Below are 19569 nucleotides of genomic sequence, written 5' to 3' on the forward strand. Positions count from 1 at the left end.
TGAGACAAAATCGCATGCTCAACCTGGCAGCTCTGTCCCGCTACACGATCCGCTTTCCGGACAATGCAAGACGACTCAAAGCTCACAGCTTGAGGTTGCGACACCGAGCCGCTACAAAGGGCGCCACTAAGAGTTGAAATACACACCTCGCTCGAGTAGATGCAGGTCGCGGCGCAGACACGCCTCGCTTCCGTCAGACTGTGCCGCCGAATCCAATATCGCTGCCATCTGGGCTTCGAAAAGTCGCTCTGCCGTGCTGTTGTCGTAGGTTGCACACGGTTGGTGACGGAAGCTGGATTGCTTCCGCCACCAACGATTAGACGACGGACGCGCTGAGGTTCGCGTCCGCCGTCGTTATTTAAATGGATTGGTTGGAGCGGATGAGGTCGGAGCAGCGCTCGCCGATCATCATGACGGTGAGGTTGGGGCTGAGCCTCATGTGCTCGGGCATGACCGAGGCGTCGGCGACGTGCAGGCCGTTGACGCCCTTGACGCGCAGTTCGGGGTCGAGCGGCGGGATTCCGTCGCCGAGCGGGCCCATGTGCACTGTGCAGATGAGACAGTGCAAAGAGCCGTTCGCCGCAGATTGATGACCTTTCATCTACTGTGGCCCACCTCACTCATTGATCTTCCGAAGAGGCCGGGACACCGTGAAAGCGGAGGTTGGGCGTTTAACCACTCAATGAGGAGAACCATGAACGATTCACTTGATGCGACTGCGGTGACAAGCTCGCCGCTCGGACGACGCACCTTTCTCGGGGTCGCAGCACTCGGGGCTACTGGCCTCGCGAGCACCAGCCTGCTCAGCGGCGCCACGACAGCGAAACCGGCGGCAGCTGCAACTTTAGTGCCGGAGGCGGATAAGGATCCGCTCAATCTGCTTCAGCGCATGCTGTCCTTCGACACCCAGAATTCTGGTTCAGGGGCGAACACTCGCCCCCATGCCGAGATGCTCAAGGCAATTTGGGACAACGCCGGCGTTCCCGCCGAGATCATCGATACTCCGCAACCGAACAACGTGCATCTGATCGCCCGTATCCCCGGAACCGGTTCTGCTAAGCCGCTGCTGATACTCGGCCACTCCGACGTGGTGCCGGTCGAACGCGAGAATTGGTCCGTGGATCCGTTTTCCGGCGAGGTACGCAACGGGGAGGTGTACGGGCGTGGCGCCCTCGACATGAAGGGCGCGAACTCGGCAACGATCAGTGCCCTGCTGCGGCACGTCTCCGAAGGTGCTCGCTTCGACCGCGACATCATCGTGCTCACGGATTGCGACGAAGAGGCCGGTTCCTTCGGATCCCGCTGGTTGGCTGCCAACCATTGGGACAAGCTGGACGCAGGCATGGTGCTCACCGAGGGCGGCTGGTTCTTGGCACAGAAGGATCAGACCAGTCCCATGCTGATCACCGCCACCCGCCAGGACAAGGTCTACTTCAACCTTGACCTGACCGCCAGCGGCATCGCCACCCACTCTTCCAAGCCCAATCCTGAAGCGGCTATCGTCACCCTGTCCCGCGCAGTGGCCGAGCTGGGCGACTGGCTCGCACCGGTGCACCTGACTCCGGTGACGCGCGACTACTTCGCCGCGCTGGCAAAGGCAACCGACGACGCCGGATTCACCCGCGCCATCGAGTTGATGCTCTCCGCTAATAGCCAGCAAGCACGTGAACGGGCCGCGCGCGTGGTGGTTTCCAAGTCGTCCTACCCGTGGCTGCATCAGGCCCTGCTCCGGACCACGCATGCGTTTGTTATCGAGGATGCCGGCTACAAGGAGAACGTCATCCCGTCCTCGGCGCATGTGCGGGTCAACTGCCGTGCCGTCCCGGGCGGGCAGAAGCCCCGGGAGTTCCTTGAGCAGGTCCGCGAGCTAATGGCTGACCGGGGAATCGAGGTTGCCCTTGCTGCACCGGAGGGCACATCCGAGGAGCAGTACCTCAACGAGCTCGACGAAACTTGGGCAACCCCGCCTGCGGACATCGACACGCCGTTGTATGGTGCCATTTCCGAAGCCGCCACCGAGACGTATCCAGATGCTGTCTTCGCGCCGGCCCTGTTTGAGGCGGGCACCAGCCTGGCACCATGGCGTCAGCGCGGCATCCCTGGCTACGGGGTCTACCCGTACGTGCTCAACAACGAGCAGCTCATTGCGATGCACGGCAACGACGAGCGAATCTACGTTGAGGCGCTCCAGCAAGGGACCGACTTCATGTACCGGATGTTCGCCCGCTTCCTCAGCTGACTAGTCGTGGCAGCACGCCGCGGCCCTGCCTGCTCGTTCTGAAAACCATCCGTTGTTGGTGGCGGAAGCACGAACGCTTCCGCCACTAATGGTTAGACGAGGGACGCGCTGAGATTCGCGTCCGCCGTCGTTGTTTGGATGGGTTGGCTGGCGCGGATGAGGTCGGCACAGCGCTCGCCGATCATCATGACGGTGAGGTCGGGGTTGACCGTGACGTGTTCGGGCATGACCGAGGCGTCGGCGACGCGCAGGTCGGTGCTGACGAGGTTGTGTTGCGGTCCATCGGCTCCCTCGCCGGCTTCGAACCCCGCCTCCGCCATGAAGCAGACAGCCTCGATCTCGTCGAGGACCTCATCCTTGCCGGCCTGGGCGTCGGGCTGCTGCCCGCGGACAGGAAGACGCCGCCCGGCGTCGTAATCATCAGGCTCGCCGAACCCGAAGTCCGGCTACGCGCCTACGCCCACACGAGGAAAGGGCGAACGACGTGGCCGCCGTTGCGCTATGTGCTTGCGCGGCTCGAACCGGGAACGAGCTAGACGCCCTCTCCGCAGTAGCGAGGAACGGGGGACCAGTTACCAGCCGTGGGCTTCCAGTCATCGCGCGCGGACGAATTCGTACGGTTCTACGACATAGGGAGGACCTGAATCTGGGCAGGCGTAGGGTGGAATTTAGACGATAGGAGCACTTCATGAAGAAAATCCTCATGGTACTGACCAGCGTTTCCGAGATCGGCGATACGGGCGAGAAGACCGGCTACAACGTGGCCGAGGCTGCACATCCCTGGAAGGTCTTCAAGGATTCCGGGCATTTCGTCGACTTCGCGTCCATCCAGGGTGGCCAGCCCCCGAGCGATGAGGTGGACTCGGAAGATCCTATCCAGGTTGCCTTCACGAAGGACGAGGTCACGCGCGCTGGGCTTTACAACACTGCCCGGGTTGACGTTGTTGATCCCGGTCAATACGACGCCGTTTACCTCGTGGGAGGTCACGGCACCATGTGGGATTTCCCGGATAGCGAAGGCTTGCGGAATCTGGTGGCCAGCGTCTACGACGCCGGCGGCGTGGTGGGAGCTGTCTGCCACGGCCCGGCCGGCCTGCTGAACGTGGAATTGGAGAACGGGCTTCGCCTCGTCGAGGGCCGGAGGGTGGCGGCCTTCACCAACGAGGAGGAGGTCGCCGCAGGGAAGGACAAGGTCATCCCGTTCTTTTTGGCAGACCGACTTGAGGAACAGGGGGCGACCCACGTCTCCGCTGATGTCTTTGAGGAGAAGGTCGTGGTCGACGACCGGCTGGTGACCGGCCAGAACCCGGCTTCAGCCGCCGGCGTGGCAAAGGAGATGGAGAAGCTCCTTGCGGAGGTCATCCACCAGGAAAAAGCCGAGGAACAGCACGAGACGGAGACTCTGCGCGCCGAGAAGAACGCCGAGAAAAACGCCAAGAAGGCTGCCGCAGAAGCGGAGCACTAACCCCAACAGCGCACTGAAACTGGCGGCCACCCCGACGACGGGGCGGCCGCCAGTTGGCGTACGTGCCGGGAACTTTCTAGACGAGGGACGCGCTGAGGTTCGCGTCCGCCGTCGTTGTTTGGATGGTTTGGCTGGTGCGGATGAGGTCGGCGCAGCGCTCGCCGATCATCATGACGGTGAGGTTGGGGTTGACCGTGACGTGTTCGGGCATGACCGAGGCGTCGGCGACGCGCAGGCCGGTGACGCCCTTGACGCACAGCTCGGGGTCGAGCGGCGACATTGCGTCCTCGGACGGGCCCATGCGCACGGTGCCGACGGGGTGGTAGACGGTGTTGTGCGTCTTGCGGATGTAGTCCTGGAGTTCCTCGTCGGTCTGTGCCTCGATCCCGGGGGACAGCTCGCGGCCGGCCCATTCGGCCATGGCGGGCTGGGCGGCGATTTCGCGGGCCTTGCGGATGCCGGCGACCATGACGCGCATGTCGTGGCCTTCGGGGTCGGTGAAGTAGCGCGGGTCCACCATGGGCTTGTCGCGGAAGTCGCGGCTGCGCAGCCGGACGGTGCCGCGGGAGCGGGCGTGCGTGACGTTCGGGGTGAGGCTGAAGCCGTTCTCCGTGGTGGGGTAGCCATGGCGCAGAGTGTTCATGTCGAAGGGCACGGCGCCGTAGTGCATCATCAGGTCCGGGCGGTCCAGGCCCTCCTCCGTGGGCGTGAAGATGCCGATCTCCCACCACTGGGTGGAGGTTTGGACCATGGGCTGCTTGGCCTCGAACTGGACGACGCCTTCGGGGTGGTCCTGCAGGTGTTCGCCGACGCCGGGGGAGTCGACCAGGACGTCGATGCCGTGTTCGGCGAGGTGGGCGGCGGGGCCGATGCCGGAGAGCATCAGCAGTTTCGGCGTATCGATGGCGCCGGTGGAGACGATGACTTCCTGCCGGGCTGTGAGCCGGTGCGTCCGCCCGAAGGCTGAATCCACAACATCGACGCCGGTGCAGCGCTTCTCGGCGTCGAACACCAGTTGGCGGGCGCGCAGGCCGGTCAGCAGGGTGAAGTTGTCGCGTTCCATGATCGGGTGGATGTAGGAGACGGAGCTGGAGGAGCGCGTGCCGTCCGCGCGGCGGTTGATCTGGAAGAAGTTGGCGCCGTTGACCACGGTGGTGCCGTTGTTGAACTTGGCCCGCGGGATGCCGGACTGCTCGCAGGCGTCCAGCAGGGCGACGCCGGCCGGGTCAGCCGGCGGGACGTTCATGACGTGGACGGGGCCAGAGTCGCCGTGGTGCGGGGCATCCGGTCCGGCGTCCTCATTGGTTTCCAGCCGCTGGTACAGGGACCAGGCGTTCGCCGCGTTCCAGCCGGTGGCGCCGTACTTGGCTTCCCATTCGTCCAGGTCCTCGCGCGGGGCCCAGAAGGCGATGCAGGAGTTGTGGCTGGAGCAGCCGCCCATGACCTTCGCGCGGGAGTGCCGCATGAAGGAGTTGCCGTTCTCCTGCGGCTCGATGGGGTAGTCCCAGTCGTAGCCGGATTCGAGCAGTTCCATCCAGCGGTCCAGCTGCAGGACCTCGGGGATGCTGCGGTCGTCGGGGCCGGCCTCGACCAGCGCCACGGTCACTTCGGGGTCTTCGCTAAGCCGGGCGGCGACGGCGGCGCCGGCGGATCCGCCGCCGATCACGATGTAGTCAAACTCCCGGTCCATCAGGTTGTCGATGTTGTCGAGGTGCATTTAGTTCTCCTTGCCGTGGTCAGCGAACCAGCCGGTTACCTGCGGGCTGGTGTTCTGGTAAATGTGCTTGGCTTCCTGGTACTCGGCCAGGCCGGTGGGGCCCAGCTCGCGGCCGACGCCGGACTGGCCGAAGCCGCCCCATTCGGCCTGCGGCAGGTAGGGGTGGAAGTCGTTGATCCAGACGGTGCCGTGGCGCAGCCGGCCGGCCACGCGCTGCGCCTTGCCGGCGTCCTGCGTCCAGACCGCGCCGGCCAGGCCGTAGATCGTGTCGTTGGCGGTGGCCACGGCCTCGTCCTCGGTGCGGAAGGTCTCGACCGTCACCACCGGGCCGAAGGCTTCATCGACGACAACGGACATTCCCCTTCCCACGCGGTCCAGGACGGTCGGCTGGTAGTAGAACCCGCCGTCGTACTTCTCGCCCGCGGGGGCAGCACCGCCGCAGCGCAGCCGCGCGCCCTCCTGCACTCCGCGCTGGACGTACGCGTCCACCTTCTCGCGGTGTGCCGCGGAAATCAGCGGCCCGGTCTCCGCGGCCTCGTCGAAGGGGCCGCCGAGGCGAATGCCCTCGGCGCGGCGGACCAGCTCGTCGACGAAGCGCTCGGCGATCGATTCCTCGACCACCAGCCGGGCCCCCGCAGAGCAGACCTGCCCGGAGTGCACAAAGGCGCCGTTCAGCGCATTATCGACGGCGGCATCGAAGTCCGCGTCGGCGAACACCACGTTGGGGTTCTTGCCGCCGAGCTCCAGGGCCACCTTCTTGACGGTGCCGGCCGCGGCGGCGGCGATGCGCTTGCCCGTCTCCAGGCCGCCGGTGAAGGAGACAAGGTCGACGTCGGGATGTTCCGATAGCGGTGCGCCCGCCTCCGCGCCGGGGCCGGTGACGAGGTTGGCGACGCCGTCCGGCAGGCCGAGGTCCTGGAGCAGCTGCATGGTCAGGATGGCCGTGGACGGGGTGAGCTCGGAGGGCTTGAGCACAAATGTGCAGCCGGCGGCCAGCGCGGGCGCGATCTTCCACGCGGCCTGCAGCAGCGGATAGTTCCACGGCGTGATCAGGCCGCAAACGCCCACCGGCTCGTGGACAATACGGCTAACGACGGCGGGGTCTCCGGCATCGACCACGCGGCCCGCGTCCTGCCCGGCGAGCCTGCCGAAATACTCGAAGCAGGCGGCAATGTCGTCCATGTCGATTCGGCTCTCGACCATGCGCTTGCCGGTGTCCAGCGACTCGGCGCGGGCGAACTTCTCGCGGCTTTCGCGCAGGCCGGCTGCGACCTTGAGCAGGAAGGCGCCGCGCTCAGGTGCCGGGATGGAGGCCCAGACGCCGGAATCGAAAGCGGCACGGGCCGCGGCGATGGCGCGTTCGGCGTCTTCCCGGCCGGCCTCGGACACCGTGGCGACCAGTTCGCCGTCGGCCGGGTTGCGGATCTCCCGCACCGCGCCGGACGCGGCCGGCTCCCAGGCGCCGTTGATGAGCAGGGTGGAGGCGGTATCGGTCATGTTGTCTCCTTTGTAGGTGCGGCGACGGATTCGTCGACCGTGGTGTAGTCGGTTTCCCAGTCCGCCTTGGGCGGGACATTTTCGGCGACGGTGCTGTAGTGCAAGGTGTCGCAGTGCTGTTGCAGGAACTCGAGGTGCACTTCGTAGTGGTCCAGGACGTCCGCGATAACCTCGTCCTTGCTGTAGCCCATGAGGTCGTAGCCGTGGCTGCCCTCAAGCGAGAACACCTCGATCCGGTAGTACCTCCCGCCGGCGGCACTGGACAGGGCGTGGGACGGGACGTTCCGCTGGACCGGGTAGATCTGGTACTTGAAGGTGCGCTCGCCGTCGAGCTCCACGCACAGGTCCGCGGTATCGATTCCGAAAGCCTCCACCGTGCTGGTTTCTAGCGTCGCCTTCAGCCCGCGGGCACGCAGATCCTCGCACACCTCGTTCAGCGCGGGAACCGCGACCGTGGAGACGAAGTTCTGGACCTGAGGGTGCCGGGGATAGTTCATGGCCCGGGCCAGACGCTGGCGCCAACCCCGGCGGCTGTCCGCGCCTCCCGGGACGTTCGTGCGCGAATTGAGCACGGAGTGCAGGCTTGTCTGGTAGCTGTCCACCAGTGCAGTTTCCAGCCGCAGCGCCTTGTAGAGGCCCAGCATGATGAAGACCAGCACCACGGAGAACGGCAGCCCCATGATCACGGTGGCGCTCTGCAGCGTGGGGACCCCGCCCACCAGGAGCATGCCCAACGTCAGGAGGCCGGTGGCCACGGCCCAGAAGACACGCAGCCACTTGGGGCTGTCCGAGTCCGCATCCTTCAGGTGCGAGCTGAAGTTGGCCATCACGAGGGCGCCGGAATCTGCACTCGTGACGTAGAACAGCAGTCCGGTGAAGGTGGCCACGGCCGCGCTGAGCGGAGCCATCGGATACTGCTCGAGCAGTCCGTAGAAGGCGCGCTCCGGGTTGCTCATCGCCATTTCGCCGAACTCGGCGTTGCCGCCCATCACGATCTCGAGGGCGCTGTTGCCGAAGATCGAGATCCACAGCAGGATGAAGCCGAACGGCACCACCAGCACTCCGAAGACGAACTCGCGCAGCGTGCGGCCGCGGGAAATGCGCGCCAGGAACAGTCCCACGAAGGGAGCCCAGGCGATCCACCAGGCCCAGAAGAACAGCGTCCAGCCGTTGAGCCACTCATCTGGCCGGTCGTAGGCGAAGGTATTCAGCGCCATCGACGGGAACCGGGACAGGGTGTCGCCGATGTTGGTCACGATGCCGTCGAAGAGGAAACGCGTGGACCCGGTGACGAGGATGAAGATCATCAGCGCGATGGCCAGAATGATGTTGAGCTCCGACAGCCGGCGGATGCCCTTTTCGACGCCGGTGAGCACAGAGACGGTCGCCATCACCACAGCGACGGCGATCAGGGCGATCTGCACGAGGGTGTTCTCGGGGATTCCGAACTGGAAGCTCAGTCCGTAGTTGAGCTGTGCGACGCCGATGCCCAGGCTGGTAGCGATGCCGAAGATCGCACCGAGCAAGGCGGCAATATCGACGGCGTGCCCCAGCGGTCCGTGGATCCGCTTGCCCAGGATGGGGTAGAGCGCGGAGCGGATGCTGAGCGGCAGGTTGTGCCGGTAAGCGAAGTAGCCGAGCGCCAGGCCCATCAGGGCATAGAGGCCCCAGCCCAGGATGCCGTAGTGGAACAACGTCCAGACCATGGCCTGCCGGGCTGCCTCAACAGTGGAAGCTTCGCCTCCCGGCGGAGCCAGGAACTGTGTCACGGGCTCCGACACCGAGAAGAACATCAGGTCGATCCCGATGCCGGCGGCGAAGAGCATCGCCGTCCACGTGAACATGTTGAACGTCGGGCGCGAGTGGTCCGGCCCGAGGCGGGTTCTTCCGACTCTGGATACAGCCACAAAGAGGACGAACGCGAGCACTGCGACGACGATCAGGGAGTACCACCAGCCGAACGTCTCGCCCACCCACGTCACGGCCGTACCGATCACGGCATCTGTCGATGCGCGGTCCAGGATGGCCCACAGCGCGATGCCGAGGACACCGGCCGCCGAGCCGATAAAGACGGTCTTGTTCACCCGTGTCCGCGGTGTGGGATCAGGCGGGGTTTTGCTCGAAGGCGGGACGGTGTCTGGTGCTGGGCGCTTGTTGTTTCCGTCGTCGAGCTTGGGCTCGACGATTTCGGGAGGCGTGCTCATGTCGGTCTCGTACCTCGCATCAATAGTTTGTGCTGGTCGCGGTCTCAGTGATAGTCAGGCCCCATCAGGGGCGGAATCTGACGCTAGCAACAGCCGGAAACAGTCCGTCTGCGCGCGCTTAGCACATCCAAAAGGTGGTCAGAATCACTGGTCTAATAGAGCAACATCACTCAAGGCATGGCTCCCGAACAGGGTCCGGGTTGAGCTTTCCCCAGGTTGGAGAAAGGGACCAGCCAAGCCGCCGCTTCAATGAGGCGGACTCCAGTTGATGTGATGCGGATCATATCGTGCACAGTAGTCGAGTTTGAACATCTGTTCAAGACTATCTTTGAACGAATGTTCAAGAAAATTTAGGCCGGAGGACCGGCTGCTGTAAGAAGAGGCTGATCAGAGTGCGGTGAGACCTTCTATCGCCGGGATGCAGTCGCACTACTGACGTCTCGTCCCCGAGAAGCTGCTCGAGTTTTGTTACGGGGCGAAGGCGATCTCTTCTGTGCGGCTAATGCTTCTCTCGGTGGACGCGCGGTCCAAGCCAAGGAGTGCCGTTATCCACATTCCATTTTGGATTACCACAATGTCATCTGCCCGCTTCCGGCATTCCTCAGGTGACAGTTCAGGCCTGGCGTTCCCGATCAACCCAGCGAGGCCGTCGACGTACCGCTCGAATGCTGCGTCGTTTATGACAGCGAAGTCTTCATTGGCCTGCGCTAGCGCCCATAAGTGGAGGCGCAGCGACAAGTATGGTGTGGTCAGCAGTTCCGGATCGGCTACGCGCCGAAGTGCCTCAAGGAGCCGCTCCTTTGGCGGCGATGCGGAATCGGCTTTGACCAGCGCAATGTCATGCTCGTCAACGCGTTTCAATGCAGCCCGGATCAGGCTCGTCTTGTCTTCGTAGTAGTAGTTCACAAGCCCCAGCGCGACACCTGCTTCACGCGCGACGGCACGCATGTTGACGCCCGAGATGCCATGGCGCGACAGCAGGTCCATGGCGGCCTCGAGAATGCGCGCCTGCCTGTCGACCCGTTCGCCGGGCTTCACGGTGCTTGTATCCATTCGGCCAGACTATTGCGAAAACTCCGGATGAGTGAATTGAGGTGCTCGCCTCGCCGTCCAGTGCCAATGATGATGATCCGACACTTGGCTTCCACCGCTGACCGGAGGACGATTAAGGGACCGAGATAGAGGAGGTTCGTGATGTGCTACGCCTCGAATAAGGATTTCGGTTGGGGCTTCAGAAAGGAAACCGCACGCACGCCGGAACCCCGCAGGGAGGACCAGGACGCCGGGGCCGAGACTTGGACGAAGTCCGATGACTCCGAAGTGAAGGCTTTCCTCGACAAGTCCGAAGTGGAAGAGCCGGCCAGCGACCGCGCCCCGTAGCCGAAATACTGTACAGAGCATTGAAGCCCCGCAGGATTCTGCGGGGCTTCAATTGCGCGCACCGTTTCATAGGTTTCGCGCACAGCCACCTCGAGTCTGATCATTCATCGACTGTCGGTGCGCTCGCGACGTCATATACAGGGTCTTCGGTTCGATCATGAACTGCCTCGCAGAAAAGCTTGATTATCAAGCTGGCTCGAGGTATGGGAGGACCAGCTTGCCGTGGTGGGGTGCGTCACATTCCGGTTCGTTCGATGATTTTCGCGTTCTTGGCCGATCAGGTATTGACACTGCAGGCGTCTATCCCGGAGTCTGGTCCGCATAGTGAAATGAATTGCACATGTGGCAACAGCTTCGTTTTGATCCAACCGGTTTCGGAGGACATTTAACTTGTTGAACTTTATTGCCGACCGCTGGGAACAGGTTCTTTTCTCCTCCTGGCAGCATTTCAGCCTTGTAGTGCAGTGCGTCGTTTTAGCCAGCGTCATCGCCGTCGTTCTTGCTGCGCTCGTTTATCGCAACGGGACTTTGGCTTCCGTCGCCAACGCCGTATCTGCCGTAGGCCTAACCATTCCGTCCTTCGCCTTGATAGGGATCCTTATCGTTCCGTTCGGTTTCGGCGTGGCCCCGGCCGTCATCGTCATCACATTCTTCGCCGCTTTGCCTGTCCTTAGAAACGCCGTGGTTGGGCTAAGCGGCGTAAGCCCTGCACTTGTGGAATCCGCGCGTGGAGTGGGAATGAGCCGCATCAAAACTTTGCTGCGGGTCGAATTGCCGCTGGCCTGGCCCGTTATTTTGGCCGGCGTGCGGGTATCCGCGCAGATGGTGATGGGAGTCGCGGCCATTGCTGCGTTCGCCCTCGGTCCGGGCTTGGGCGGGTTCATCTTCTCCGGGCTGGCCCGTCTTGGCGGGGCAAACTCCCTCAGCTCGGTTGTCACCGGAGTTGTGGCAGTCATTATTTTGGCGCTGATTCTTGACCTTGGATTCATCGGCCTAGGCCGTCTGACTATCTCGAGAGGTATTCGTGTCTAATACAATCTCCACCTCAAGCCAAGGGACCCATAGAGAGGGTTCCGCCAGTGACCGCGGCGCTGGAATACTTATTGATCGGGTAACCAAGCGTTACCCCGGTCAAAAAGCGCCGGCAGTTGATGGCATTACTTTGGAAATCCCCGCGGGCAAGACGGTCATGTTTGTTGGCCCGTCCGGTTGTGGCAAGACCACAACGCTAAAGATGATCAATCGCCTCATTGAGCCAAGCGAGGGACGCATCATTCTTGGTGACGACGACGTCACTGATATCGACGGAGACGAGCTGCGTCGCCGGATCGGATATGTTGTCCAAGCCGGGGGCCTATTTCCGCACATGAGCGTGGCCAAGAACATTGGGCTGGTTCCCAAGATGCTGGGCTGGGACAAGCAACGTATTTCCAATAGGGTCGATGAACTGCTGGATTTGGTTTCGCTGGATCCGGCCATCTACCGGGACCGCTACCCGAAAGAGCTGTCCGGCGGCCAACAGCAGCGCGTTGGCGTTGCGCGGGCCTTGGCCGCTGATCCGCCAGTGCTCCTAATGGACGAGCCCTTCGGCGCCGTGGATCCAATCACGCGCCAGCGGCTGCAGGATGAACTAATACACATCCAGAGCGAACTGCATAAGACCATCGTGTGCGTCACACACGACTTCGATGAGGCCGTAAAGCTCGGCGACTGGATTGTTGTCTTCTCGGAACGGGCGGAAATCGTCCAATACGACACTCCCGAACGTATCCTCGCCGAACCGGCGAATGAATTCGTCGAAGGATTCATCGGATCCTGTGCCGGGCTGAAACAACTGACACTTAGCCGCGTCGGTGACGTGGATCTGCTTCCGGGAATCACCGCCCGGTCGGGCGACCGGGCCCAGGAAGTCATCGCCCGAATGGAACGTGCAGGGGAGCACCACGTCGTCGTACTCGATGACCGCGACCGCCCTGTCCAATGGCTTTCACGCCGCCAACTCTCCCGCCTCAATGTCATAGATGGACTCACTGACCCCAAACTGCCGGTCGTCGGCAACCGTGCCACCTTGAACGATGCGTTGGACACCATGCTCGTCTGCGGCGAAGGTGCAGCAGTGGTGACCGGCCCGCGGGACAAGTTCCTAGGCATTATTGACGTCGAAACCGTGATGCGCGCGATCACCGCCATTCGTCAGCAAGTCGCCAATTCGGTGCCTGCCGACGCGCCAGTTGGCACAAATACCGGGTCTGTTCCGACAACAGCAGCCGCCGGAGCACGCCTGTGAGCGTCACAGCCGCTGCAGAGACCAGGACGGATGCACCGGGACGCTCGAAGTCCGCGCGCGGTTTGGTCATCCAGCTCGCGGCGATTCTTACGCTGTTGGGCCTATTCACCACTTGGCTGCTGACAGTCGAACTCACCCCCACGGAATCGGCCACGTTGAACCCCTCTGCTTTGTGGGGCTATACCGCAGAACACCTTTTTCTCACGTTCTCCGCCGCAGCCATCGTTCTCGTCATCGCCATTCCTCTCGGCGTCATCCTGACCAGACGCCCATTCAGGCGCTTGACCGGCCCGGTCCTTGCCCTAGTCAACGTCGGCCAGGCAGCACCGGCCATCGGGCTGATCGTTCTTCTGGCGTTCTGGCTAGGGTTCTCGCAAGCCGCGGCCACCGTTGCGCTCATCCTGTATGCGCTTCTACCAGTCCTGCGCAACACCATGGTTGGCCTCGACGGAGTGGATCCACGGCTTGTGGAGGCCGGCCGAGGCGTCGGAATGAGCGCCGCAGCGGTCTTGTTCAAAGTCGAGCTGCCTTTGGCCGTTCCCGTGATGTTGGCCGGGATCCGCACGGCCCTCGTTCTCCTAGTGGGAACTGCGGCACTGGCCGCTTTCGTCAACGGCGGCGGCCTCGGTCTGCTCATCACAACCGGAGTCAACCTCTACCTACCCAAGGTGCTTGCCGCCGGCGCCTTACTTACAGCCCTGTTGGCACTCTTTCTGGACTGGCTGGGCGGAATCGTCGAACACTTCGCGCGTCCGAAGGGAATCTGATACATGAAAAGAGAACGACGCGGACAACACGCCATCAGACTCCTGGCCGCCGTGGCGACACTGTCGGTGGCTGGTTGCGGCCTCCAGCCCGCCACGTCCTACGTCCCCGAGGTGGCGCCGGGATCAATCCAGGAGCTGGACCTGCCCAAGGGCGCATCCTTAACCATTACCGGCAAGAACTTCACCGAACAGCTCATACTGGCAAAGATCGCCGTGCTGGCTGCGCGTGCCGCTGGCTTTGAAGTTAGGGACATGAGCGGCCTTCCAGGGAGTGTTCCCGTGCGCAAACTCATGCTCTCCGGCCAGGCCCAGATCCACTGGGACTATACGGGAGCGGCCTGGTTGACCTACCTTGGCCAGGACCGAGGCCTCGCTGACCAGACAGAACAATGGGAAGCCGTCCGCGACGCTGAGCTGACGAACGGGCTGACGTGGCTGGAGCCGTCGGGATTGAACAATACGTATGCGATCGCAGTCAGCGAGGAAGTGCAAGAAGAGCTGGGGGGCATCTCCACACTGTCCGAGATCGCGGAGTTGCCTGTCGAGGAGCGCACCTTCTGCGTCGAATCGGAGTTTAATTCACGGGCAGACGGGCTAACGCCAATGCTGAAGCACTATGGCATCGAGCGAGGAACGCCGGCCGGAGTTTCCAATTCCAACATCGCCATCCTCGACACCGGCGCCATTTATGAGGCGACAGCGCGAGGGCAATGCAATTTCGGTGAAGTCTTCGGCTCGGACGGACGGATCCTGGCGCTGAACCTGAATGTGCTCGAAGATGACCGCAAGTTTTTCCCGGCCTACAACGCCTCGGCCATCATCAATACCGAAACGCTGCAGCAATACCCGCAGCTGCGGGACATCTTCGACAGCATTTCAGCCGAAATCACGACAGAGACCATGCAGGAGCTAAACCGAAAGGTGGACGTGGATGGCCAGGAACCGGCAGAAGTCGCCGCGGATTGGATGATCGAAAACGGCTTCATCCGCCCTTCCTGACCCCCTCATTCAAAAGAACGGAGCAAGACGAATGGATTCAAGAATCCGAGAGATACTTCCCATCCCGGTGAGGACGAACCCTGTCCCTACATCAATGGGCATCCAGGGACAGAATGCCGCATTCACGCCGGTTGAGGCACTGCGACCTCCCGAGAACGCCCCCAATGTAGTCCTTGTCCTCATTGACGACATGGGCTTCGGGGCTTCGAGCGCCTTCGGGGGGCCGTGTGAGATGCCTACGGCAGAGCGTCTTTCCGGTGGAGGATTGCGGTACAGCCGATTCCATGTGACAGCTCTTTGCTCCCCGACCCGGCAGGCCCTGATGACCGGCCGCAACCATCATTCCGTGGGCATGGGCGTTACAACGGAGATGACGACGTCGGCTCCTGGTTACACAGGGTTCCGGCCCCCCAGCGCCGCCACCATCGCCCAGACCCTGAGCGGTAACGGGTACAGCACAGCTGCGTTCGGTAAATGGCACCAGACTCCTCCACGGGAAGTTTGCGCTTCCGGTCCCTTCGACCGCTGGCCTACAGGCGAGGGCTTCGATAAGTTTTACGGCTTCATGGGCGCGGAGATGAATCACTGGTACCCGCAGTTGTTCGATGGAACAACACCGGTGGAACCTGCCCGCCGGCCAGAAGAGGGCTACCACCTCTCCGAAGACCTCGTCGATAACGCCATTGACTGGGTCCAAACACAGAAAACCCTCACACCCGACAAACCGTTCTTCACGTACATCGCCTTCGGCGCCACCCATGGCCCATTCCACGTGGGCAAGGATTGGAAGGCCAAATATCGGGGCCGCTTCGACCAAGGCTGGAACGTACAACGCGAAGAGACTCTGGCCAGGCAAAAGGAGTTGGGCATTGTGCCCGAGTCTGCCGATCTTTCCCCTTGGGCGGAGGTTGTCCCGGAGTGGGAGGAACTGGACGAAACCGAGCGTGCGGTTGCCTGCGGCTTCATGGAAACATACGCGGCCTTTGCCGAGCATACGGACGCGCAGGTCGGCCGCTTCGTTGATGCATTGGACGACATCGGCGAGCTGGACAACACGTTGTTCATCTATATTCTGGGCGACAACGGCGCCTCAGGAGAAGGCGGCATTGAAGGAACCACCAGGGAACATCTTGTAGGCCACGGTTTCGCCGACAGTACTGAGGTCATGGCTGCAGAAATGGAATCCCTCGGCGATGCCAGCACGTACGCTATTTATCCTGTTGGTTGGGCGCTGGCGATGAACACTCCCTACCAGTGGACCAAGCAGGTGGCTTCCCACTACGGCGGGACGCGCGACGGCATGATCATGCACTGGGGCAACGGCATCAGGGGTGGAGGCGATATCCGTCATCAGTGGCACCATGTCATCGATATCGCCCCCACGATCTTCGAAGCTGCAGGGGTGCCGCATCCGGTCATGGTCAACGGCGTCACCCAGCAGCCGATAGAAGGCACCAGCATGGTCTACACCTTCAACGATCAGGCTGCGCCGGATCGCCGCCGTACCCAATATTTCGAAATGTGCGGCAACAGGAGCATCTATCACGAGGGCTGGACCGCGGTCACTCGCCATGGCACCCCGTGGCTGATGGTGCCCGAGGGGCTGCCATCATTCGAAGACGATGTTTGGGAGCTGTACGACACCACGATCGACTGGACGCAGGCACATAATGTCGCCCACCTCTATCCCGAGAAACTCCGGGAACTCCAACAGCTTTTCCTCATTGAAGCCAGCAAATACAAGGTGTTTCCCCTGGACGACCGCGTCACTGAACGGGAGAATCCACAAGTCGCTGGTCGTATAGATGTATTCGCCGGCCGGCAGTCCGTTACCTATCGCGCCGGAATGGGACGCTTTACAGAGGAGACGGCACCGAATGTAAAAAACCGGTCACACCGGATCACCGCTCATGTAGACATTCCGGAATCCGGGGCTGAAGGGGTGATCATTGCCCAAGGAGGACGTTTCGGCGGTTGGTCGCTGTATGTCCTGAACGGTTACTTGAATTATGCCTATAACTGTTACGGCCGCCACCTCTATACGATCCGTTCACGCGAGCAGTTACAGCCTGGGAGCCAGAAGCTGCTGTTCGAATTCGACTACGACGGCGACGGCATCGGTTTGGGCGGCGAGGTTCGGCTTGGTGTTGACGGCAGAAATATCGGCCACGGACGTGTAGAAAGGACCACGGCCTACTATTTCTCCTTCGACGAAACACTCAATATCGGCATCGACAGAGGCACACCCGTGACGGATGACTACGAGCCCTTGGATAATTCCTTCACCGGCACTATTCATACTGTGCGCATCGATCTGGACAGTGATGTTCCGGATGGGCACATGGACGCAACAGATCGTCAACGGCTGCTGCTAGCGCACCAATAGCATCTGAGCCCGGCGTTCTTGGAGGTGACAGACGGCCGCTTACCTCCAAGAACGTCCGGAGCTGTTTAATGAGCAATGGGCTGGTCCTGTTCGGTTTATCCCAGCAATAACTGAACTCACCGCAGGACCGGATAGAAAGGTAGTCCACATTGAGTAACTGTTGCGGCCCATCAAGAGGGTCTGCGGAAGCGACGCCTCTGCGCCAGCCCGCAGCCCTGGGCCGCGCGCGGGGGCACGTCCGCGCTGAAGCCCACATTTCAGCAGGTACCTTCCTCATGGGAGATCATTTCGATGAAGGCTATGCCACCGACGGTGAGACACCGCTACATCGTGTGGAATTGAGTAGCTATTCGATTGATGCCACTACGGTCACCAATGCTCAGTTTGCCGAATTTGTCACCGCTACCGGCTATCGCACTGAATCAGAAATATTCGGATTCTCTGCAGTCTTCCACCTTGCCACCAAGGCGGACCCTGCCGATATTCAGGGAACGGCAACCGGTACTCCTTGGTGGCACGTAGTGCGCGGTGCCGACTGGGCGCATCCCGCCGGACCGAAAAGCACTTGGGAGGACATACCTGATCATCCCGTTGTTCAGGTTTCGTGGAACGATGCAATCTCGTACTGCCACTGGGCGGACTGCAGGTTGCCTACTGAAGCGGAATGGGAATATGCCGCCCGGGGCGGTTTGGAAGGGCGCCGTTACCCCTGGGGAAACGAGCTTCAGATCGATGGTCAGCATCTGTGCAACATCTGGCAAGGCGAATTTCCCGCACGCAACACCCAAGACGACGGTTTCCTCACCACTGCACCCGTGCGGCAATTCCCGAGTAACGGGTTCGGACTGTACGAGGTCAGTGGAAATGTTTGGGAGTGGTGCTCGGACTGGTTCCTTCCCAAGTACTATCGAAATTCACCTACTGCTGATCCGCAGGGCCCGACGATTGGCATGGGACGCGTTATGCGCGGCGGCTCATACCTCTGCCATGACTCCTATTGCAACAGATACCGCGTTGCTGCGCGGAGCTATAACACCGCAGACTCAGCAAGCGGAAACATTGGTTTTCGAACCGTCGCCTTATGAGTATTGAACTTCAGCCTCTTGCACGCCGTATAGGATTGGCCACCATGGAGCGTTCGAATACATCGCGACAGGTTCCTTTCGAACACACGGGTGCCTCTGCCGGCGGCGTGCAATCCGTGGACCGGGCCATCACAGTTCTGGATATCCTGGCCCGCGCTGGTAGTGCCGGAGTAATTGAAATTGCACGCGAAATGGGCGTCCACAAGTCCACCGCCTCTCGTTTGCTCGCCGCCTTGGACGCGCGGGGCATGGTCAACCAGAACCGAGAACGCGGTAAATATCAGCTCGGGTTCACAGTCCTTCGACTAGCCAATTCGATACCCCGCAGGTTAAGCCTCGTCAAGGAGGCCGGACCAATCCTCGAGGAACTCGCCGAGCGGTTCCAGGAAACGGTCAACCTAGCCGTGCTTCGGTCGCGGTATGCCGTCAATGTGGACCAAGCAATGGGCCCCTCGTCGCTGGCCACCACAAACTGGGTTGGAAGGCTGACCCCACTTCATGCCACCTCGAGCGGAAAAGTCTTGTTGGCTGGTTTGTCGGCCGACAGGCGAGAGGAGATCCTCAGGGAAACCGGTCTTCCAGCCAGAACAGCGAAAACCGTTACATCACGCAGCGAACTGGAAAAGTCGCTTGTGGAGATAGCTGCTGCCGGTTACTCCATCGTCCACGAAGAGTTCGAAATTGGCCTAAATGGCATTGCCGTGCCGGTTCACGACCATACCGGCTCTGTTGCGGGCGCGCTCAGCATTTCCGGTCCCTCATTCCGATTTACGCCCGAAGAAACACCTGGTTTGATCGAGGATCTTAAGCAGTCCGCGCTGCGCATCAGCGCCCGAATGGGTTATCCCGGCTGACTCGACCTGCACGCAAGTGGGGCTGTCTGCAATTTCGGCTCCTTCGACTATCGCCTCGATCTCAACATATCAGCGGGTGTATCGTGCACCAGCCAGTGCCGGGTTGCTACGGCAACCGCCCTGGCCTCAACCGTGCAGCCACACCGGCTAGTTCGGGCTGGAGCGGGACCGGGCTGAGCAGCATTGCAGGTCCACGGTTAAGGAACCCGTCCGATAGCGGCTGGCAGCGCAGGCCTCCTCGTCCGCGCATGGCAGCGTGGGCGCCCGGAGCGAGCATGCGGTCCATCCAAACGCAGGGATGAGCGTGCCGTCCGCCGCGCAGCTGCACGATTTCGCCACGGGATTCCAAAGCGAATTCCTCGCCGATCAGCGGAGCCAGGTGGGCGCCGCGCAGGACCACGTTGCGCCGGGCCAGGAGCGGGTCAAACGGCGGAACGCCGAGCTCAGCCGCGATCGCTTCGAGAGATTCGACGGCCATCAGCGTAACAGCAGCATCCATATGCGCTGCCTTGCCGAAGAACCTGTCGCCCACAATTCCTTTGCCTGCCACTACCTCGACCCGGTCGGGATCCGACGTGGGGACGCTGGCGGCGCCGTCCTTCGAACGGCCGAAGTAGGCGTGCCCCGAGGACACCAGCAGGTGCAGGATTTCCACTGGGTACCTGTACGTGGTCGTCATGCCATCACGC

16 protein-coding genes and 2 pseudogenes are annotated in these 19569 nt (G+C 61.9%); 11 read left to right on the top strand and 7 right to left on the bottom strand.

Annotation, left to right across the window (positions count from 1 at the left end):
- Positions 1-358 precede the first annotated feature (358 nt).
- Positions 359-550 (bottom strand): annotated as a pseudogene (locus AC20117_RS08975) (GMC oxidoreductase); the annotation flags it as partial.
- A gap of 144 nt (positions 551-694) precedes the next feature.
- On the opposite strand from AC20117_RS08975, the gene AC20117_RS08980 reads away from it, so the two are divergent.
- Complete coding sequence (locus tag AC20117_RS08980) at positions 695-2239, top strand: M20/M25/M40 family metallo-hydrolase (RefSeq protein WP_074700021.1); 1545 nt, start codon at positions 695-697, stop codon at positions 2237-2239.
- A 92-nt stretch (positions 2240-2331) separates the two neighbouring features.
- On the opposite strand, the pseudogene AC20117_RS24120 reads toward AC20117_RS08980, so the two are convergent.
- Positions 2332-2496, bottom strand: a pseudogene (locus AC20117_RS24120) (GMC oxidoreductase); the annotation flags it as partial.
- Positions 2497-2508: 12 nt separating this feature from the next.
- Here AC20117_RS24120 and AC20117_RS08990 point away from each other — a divergent pair.
- Together AC20117_RS08990 and AC20117_RS08995 are read left to right on the top strand one after the other, a co-directional pair.
- Complete coding sequence (locus tag AC20117_RS08990; protein ID WP_418202242.1) at positions 2509-2775, top strand: LysR substrate-binding domain-containing protein; 267 nt, start codon at positions 2509-2511, stop codon at positions 2773-2775.
- Positions 2776-2927: 152 nt separating this feature from the next.
- Positions 2928-3704, top strand: coding sequence for a type 1 glutamine amidotransferase domain-containing protein (locus AC20117_RS08995; protein WP_074700019.1), 777 nt, complete (start codon positions 2928-2930; stop codon positions 3702-3704).
- Between the two features lie 76 nt (positions 3705-3780).
- Here the strand turns inward: AC20117_RS08995 and AC20117_RS09000 are convergent, their stop codons facing one another.
- The 4 genes from AC20117_RS09000 to AC20117_RS09015 all read right to left on the bottom strand — a co-directional run bounded on the left by AC20117_RS09000 (position 3781) and on the right by AC20117_RS09015 (position 10175).
- The gene (locus AC20117_RS09000) at positions 3781-5421 is read right to left on the bottom strand and encodes a GMC family oxidoreductase (protein ID WP_074700018.1); all 1641 of its coding nucleotides are present in this window, start codon (positions 5419-5421) and stop codon (positions 3781-3783) included.
- Positions 5422-6918 carry an aldehyde dehydrogenase family protein gene (locus AC20117_RS09005; protein ID WP_074700017.1) on the bottom strand — a complete coding sequence of 499 codons (1497 nt, stop codon included), beginning with the start codon at positions 6916-6918 and terminating at the stop codon, positions 5422-5424.
- Positions 6915-9122: a choline BCCT transporter BetT gene (betT, locus tag AC20117_RS09010; RefSeq protein WP_074700016.1), complete on the bottom strand. Its 2208-nt coding sequence runs from the start codon at positions 9120-9122 to the stop codon at positions 6915-6917. Before betT ends, AC20117_RS09005 begins: the two co-directional genes overlap by 4 nt.
- Before the next feature lie 468 nt (positions 9123-9590).
- Positions 9591-10175: a TetR/AcrR family transcriptional regulator gene (locus AC20117_RS09015; RefSeq protein WP_074700015.1), complete on the bottom strand. Its 585-nt coding sequence runs from the start codon at positions 10173-10175 to the stop codon at positions 9591-9593.
- Between the two features lie 138 nt (positions 10176-10313).
- Here AC20117_RS09015 and AC20117_RS09020 point away from each other — a divergent pair, with 138 nt between their 5' ends.
- The 8 genes from AC20117_RS09020 to AC20117_RS09055 all read left to right on the top strand — a co-directional run bounded on the left by AC20117_RS09020 (position 10314) and on the right by AC20117_RS09055 (position 18880).
- Entirely contained in the window at positions 10314-10502 is a 189-nt protein-coding gene (locus AC20117_RS09020; protein WP_139186755.1) for a hypothetical protein, read from the top strand.
- Between the two features lie 390 nt (positions 10503-10892).
- On the top strand, positions 10893-11534 hold the full coding sequence (locus AC20117_RS09025) for an ABC transporter permease (protein WP_074700013.1): 642 nt from the start codon (positions 10893-10895) through the stop codon (positions 11532-11534).
- Positions 11535-11538: 4 nt separating this feature from the next.
- Positions 11539-12789 carry an ATP-binding cassette domain-containing protein gene (locus tag AC20117_RS09030; protein WP_074703108.1) on the top strand — a complete coding sequence of 417 codons (1251 nt, stop codon included), beginning with the start codon at positions 11539-11541 and terminating at the stop codon, positions 12787-12789.
- Positions 12786-13556, top strand: a complete 771-nt coding sequence (locus AC20117_RS09035; RefSeq protein ID WP_074700012.1) for an ABC transporter permease — start codon at positions 12786-12788, stop codon at positions 13554-13556. Before AC20117_RS09030 ends, AC20117_RS09035 begins: the two co-directional genes overlap by 4 nt.
- 3 nt (positions 13557-13559) lie before the next feature.
- Positions 13560-14555 (top strand): glycine betaine ABC transporter substrate-binding protein, encoded by a 996-nt coding sequence (locus AC20117_RS09040; RefSeq protein WP_074700011.1) that lies wholly within the window; start codon positions 13560-13562, stop codon positions 14553-14555.
- 31 nt (positions 14556-14586) lie between these two features.
- Entirely contained in the window at positions 14587-16941 is a 2355-nt protein-coding gene (locus AC20117_RS09045) for an arylsulfatase (RefSeq protein ID WP_101632570.1), read from the top strand.
- A gap of 149 nt (positions 16942-17090) precedes the next feature.
- Complete coding sequence (locus AC20117_RS09050) at positions 17091-18026, top strand: formylglycine-generating enzyme family protein (protein WP_074700010.1); 936 nt, start codon at positions 17091-17093, stop codon at positions 18024-18026.
- A 44-nt stretch (positions 18027-18070) separates the two neighbouring features.
- Positions 18071-18880: an IclR family transcriptional regulator gene (locus AC20117_RS09055; protein WP_074700009.1), complete on the top strand. Its 810-nt coding sequence runs from the start codon at positions 18071-18073 to the stop codon at positions 18878-18880.
- Positions 18881-18986: 106 nt separating this feature from the next.
- Here AC20117_RS09055 and AC20117_RS09060 read toward each other — a convergent pair whose 3' ends face one another.
- Positions 18987-19559 (bottom strand): MOSC domain-containing protein, encoded by a 573-nt coding sequence (locus tag AC20117_RS09060; RefSeq protein WP_074700008.1) that lies wholly within the window; start codon positions 19557-19559, stop codon positions 18987-18989.
- Positions 19560-19569 lie beyond the last annotated feature (10 nt).

This window comes from Arthrobacter crystallopoietes (assembly GCF_002849715.1).
Lineage (GTDB): Bacteria > Actinomycetota > Actinomycetes > Actinomycetales > Micrococcaceae > Crystallibacter > Crystallibacter crystallopoietes.

Bases quoted from the DNA above. Each gene is read 5' to 3' on its own strand.
- AC20117_RS09045 (WP_101632570.1), top strand. From the start codon at position 14,587: ATGGATTCAAGAATCCGAGAGATACTTCCCATCCCGGTGAGGACGAAC.
- AC20117_RS09040 (WP_074700011.1), top strand. From the start codon at position 13,560: ATGAAAAGAGAACGACGCGGACAACACGCCATCAGACTCCTGGCCGCC.
- AC20117_RS09000 (WP_074700018.1), bottom strand. From the start codon at position 5,421: ATGCACCTCGACAACATCGACAACCTGATGGACCGGGAGTTTGACTAC.
- AC20117_RS09060 (WP_074700008.1), bottom strand. From the start codon at position 19,559: ATGACGACCACGTACAGGTACCCAGTGGAAATCCTGCACCTGCTGGTG.
- AC20117_RS09015 (WP_074700015.1), bottom strand. From the start codon at position 10,175: ATGGATACAAGCACCGTGAAGCCCGGCGAACGGGTCGACAGGCAGGCG.
- AC20117_RS08995 (WP_074700019.1), top strand. From the start codon at position 2,928: ATGAAGAAAATCCTCATGGTACTGACCAGCGTTTCCGAGATCGGCGAT.
- AC20117_RS09005 (WP_074700017.1), bottom strand. From the start codon at position 6,918: ATGACCGATACCGCCTCCACCCTGCTCATCAACGGCGCCTGGGAGCCG.
- AC20117_RS08980 (WP_074700021.1), top strand. From the start codon at position 695: ATGAACGATTCACTTGATGCGACTGCGGTGACAAGCTCGCCGCTCGGA.
- AC20117_RS09055 (WP_074700009.1), top strand. From the start codon at position 18,071: ATGGAGCGTTCGAATACATCGCGACAGGTTCCTTTCGAACACACGGGT.
- betT (WP_074700016.1), bottom strand. From the start codon at position 9,122: ATGAGCACGCCTCCCGAAATCGTCGAGCCCAAGCTCGACGACGGAAAC.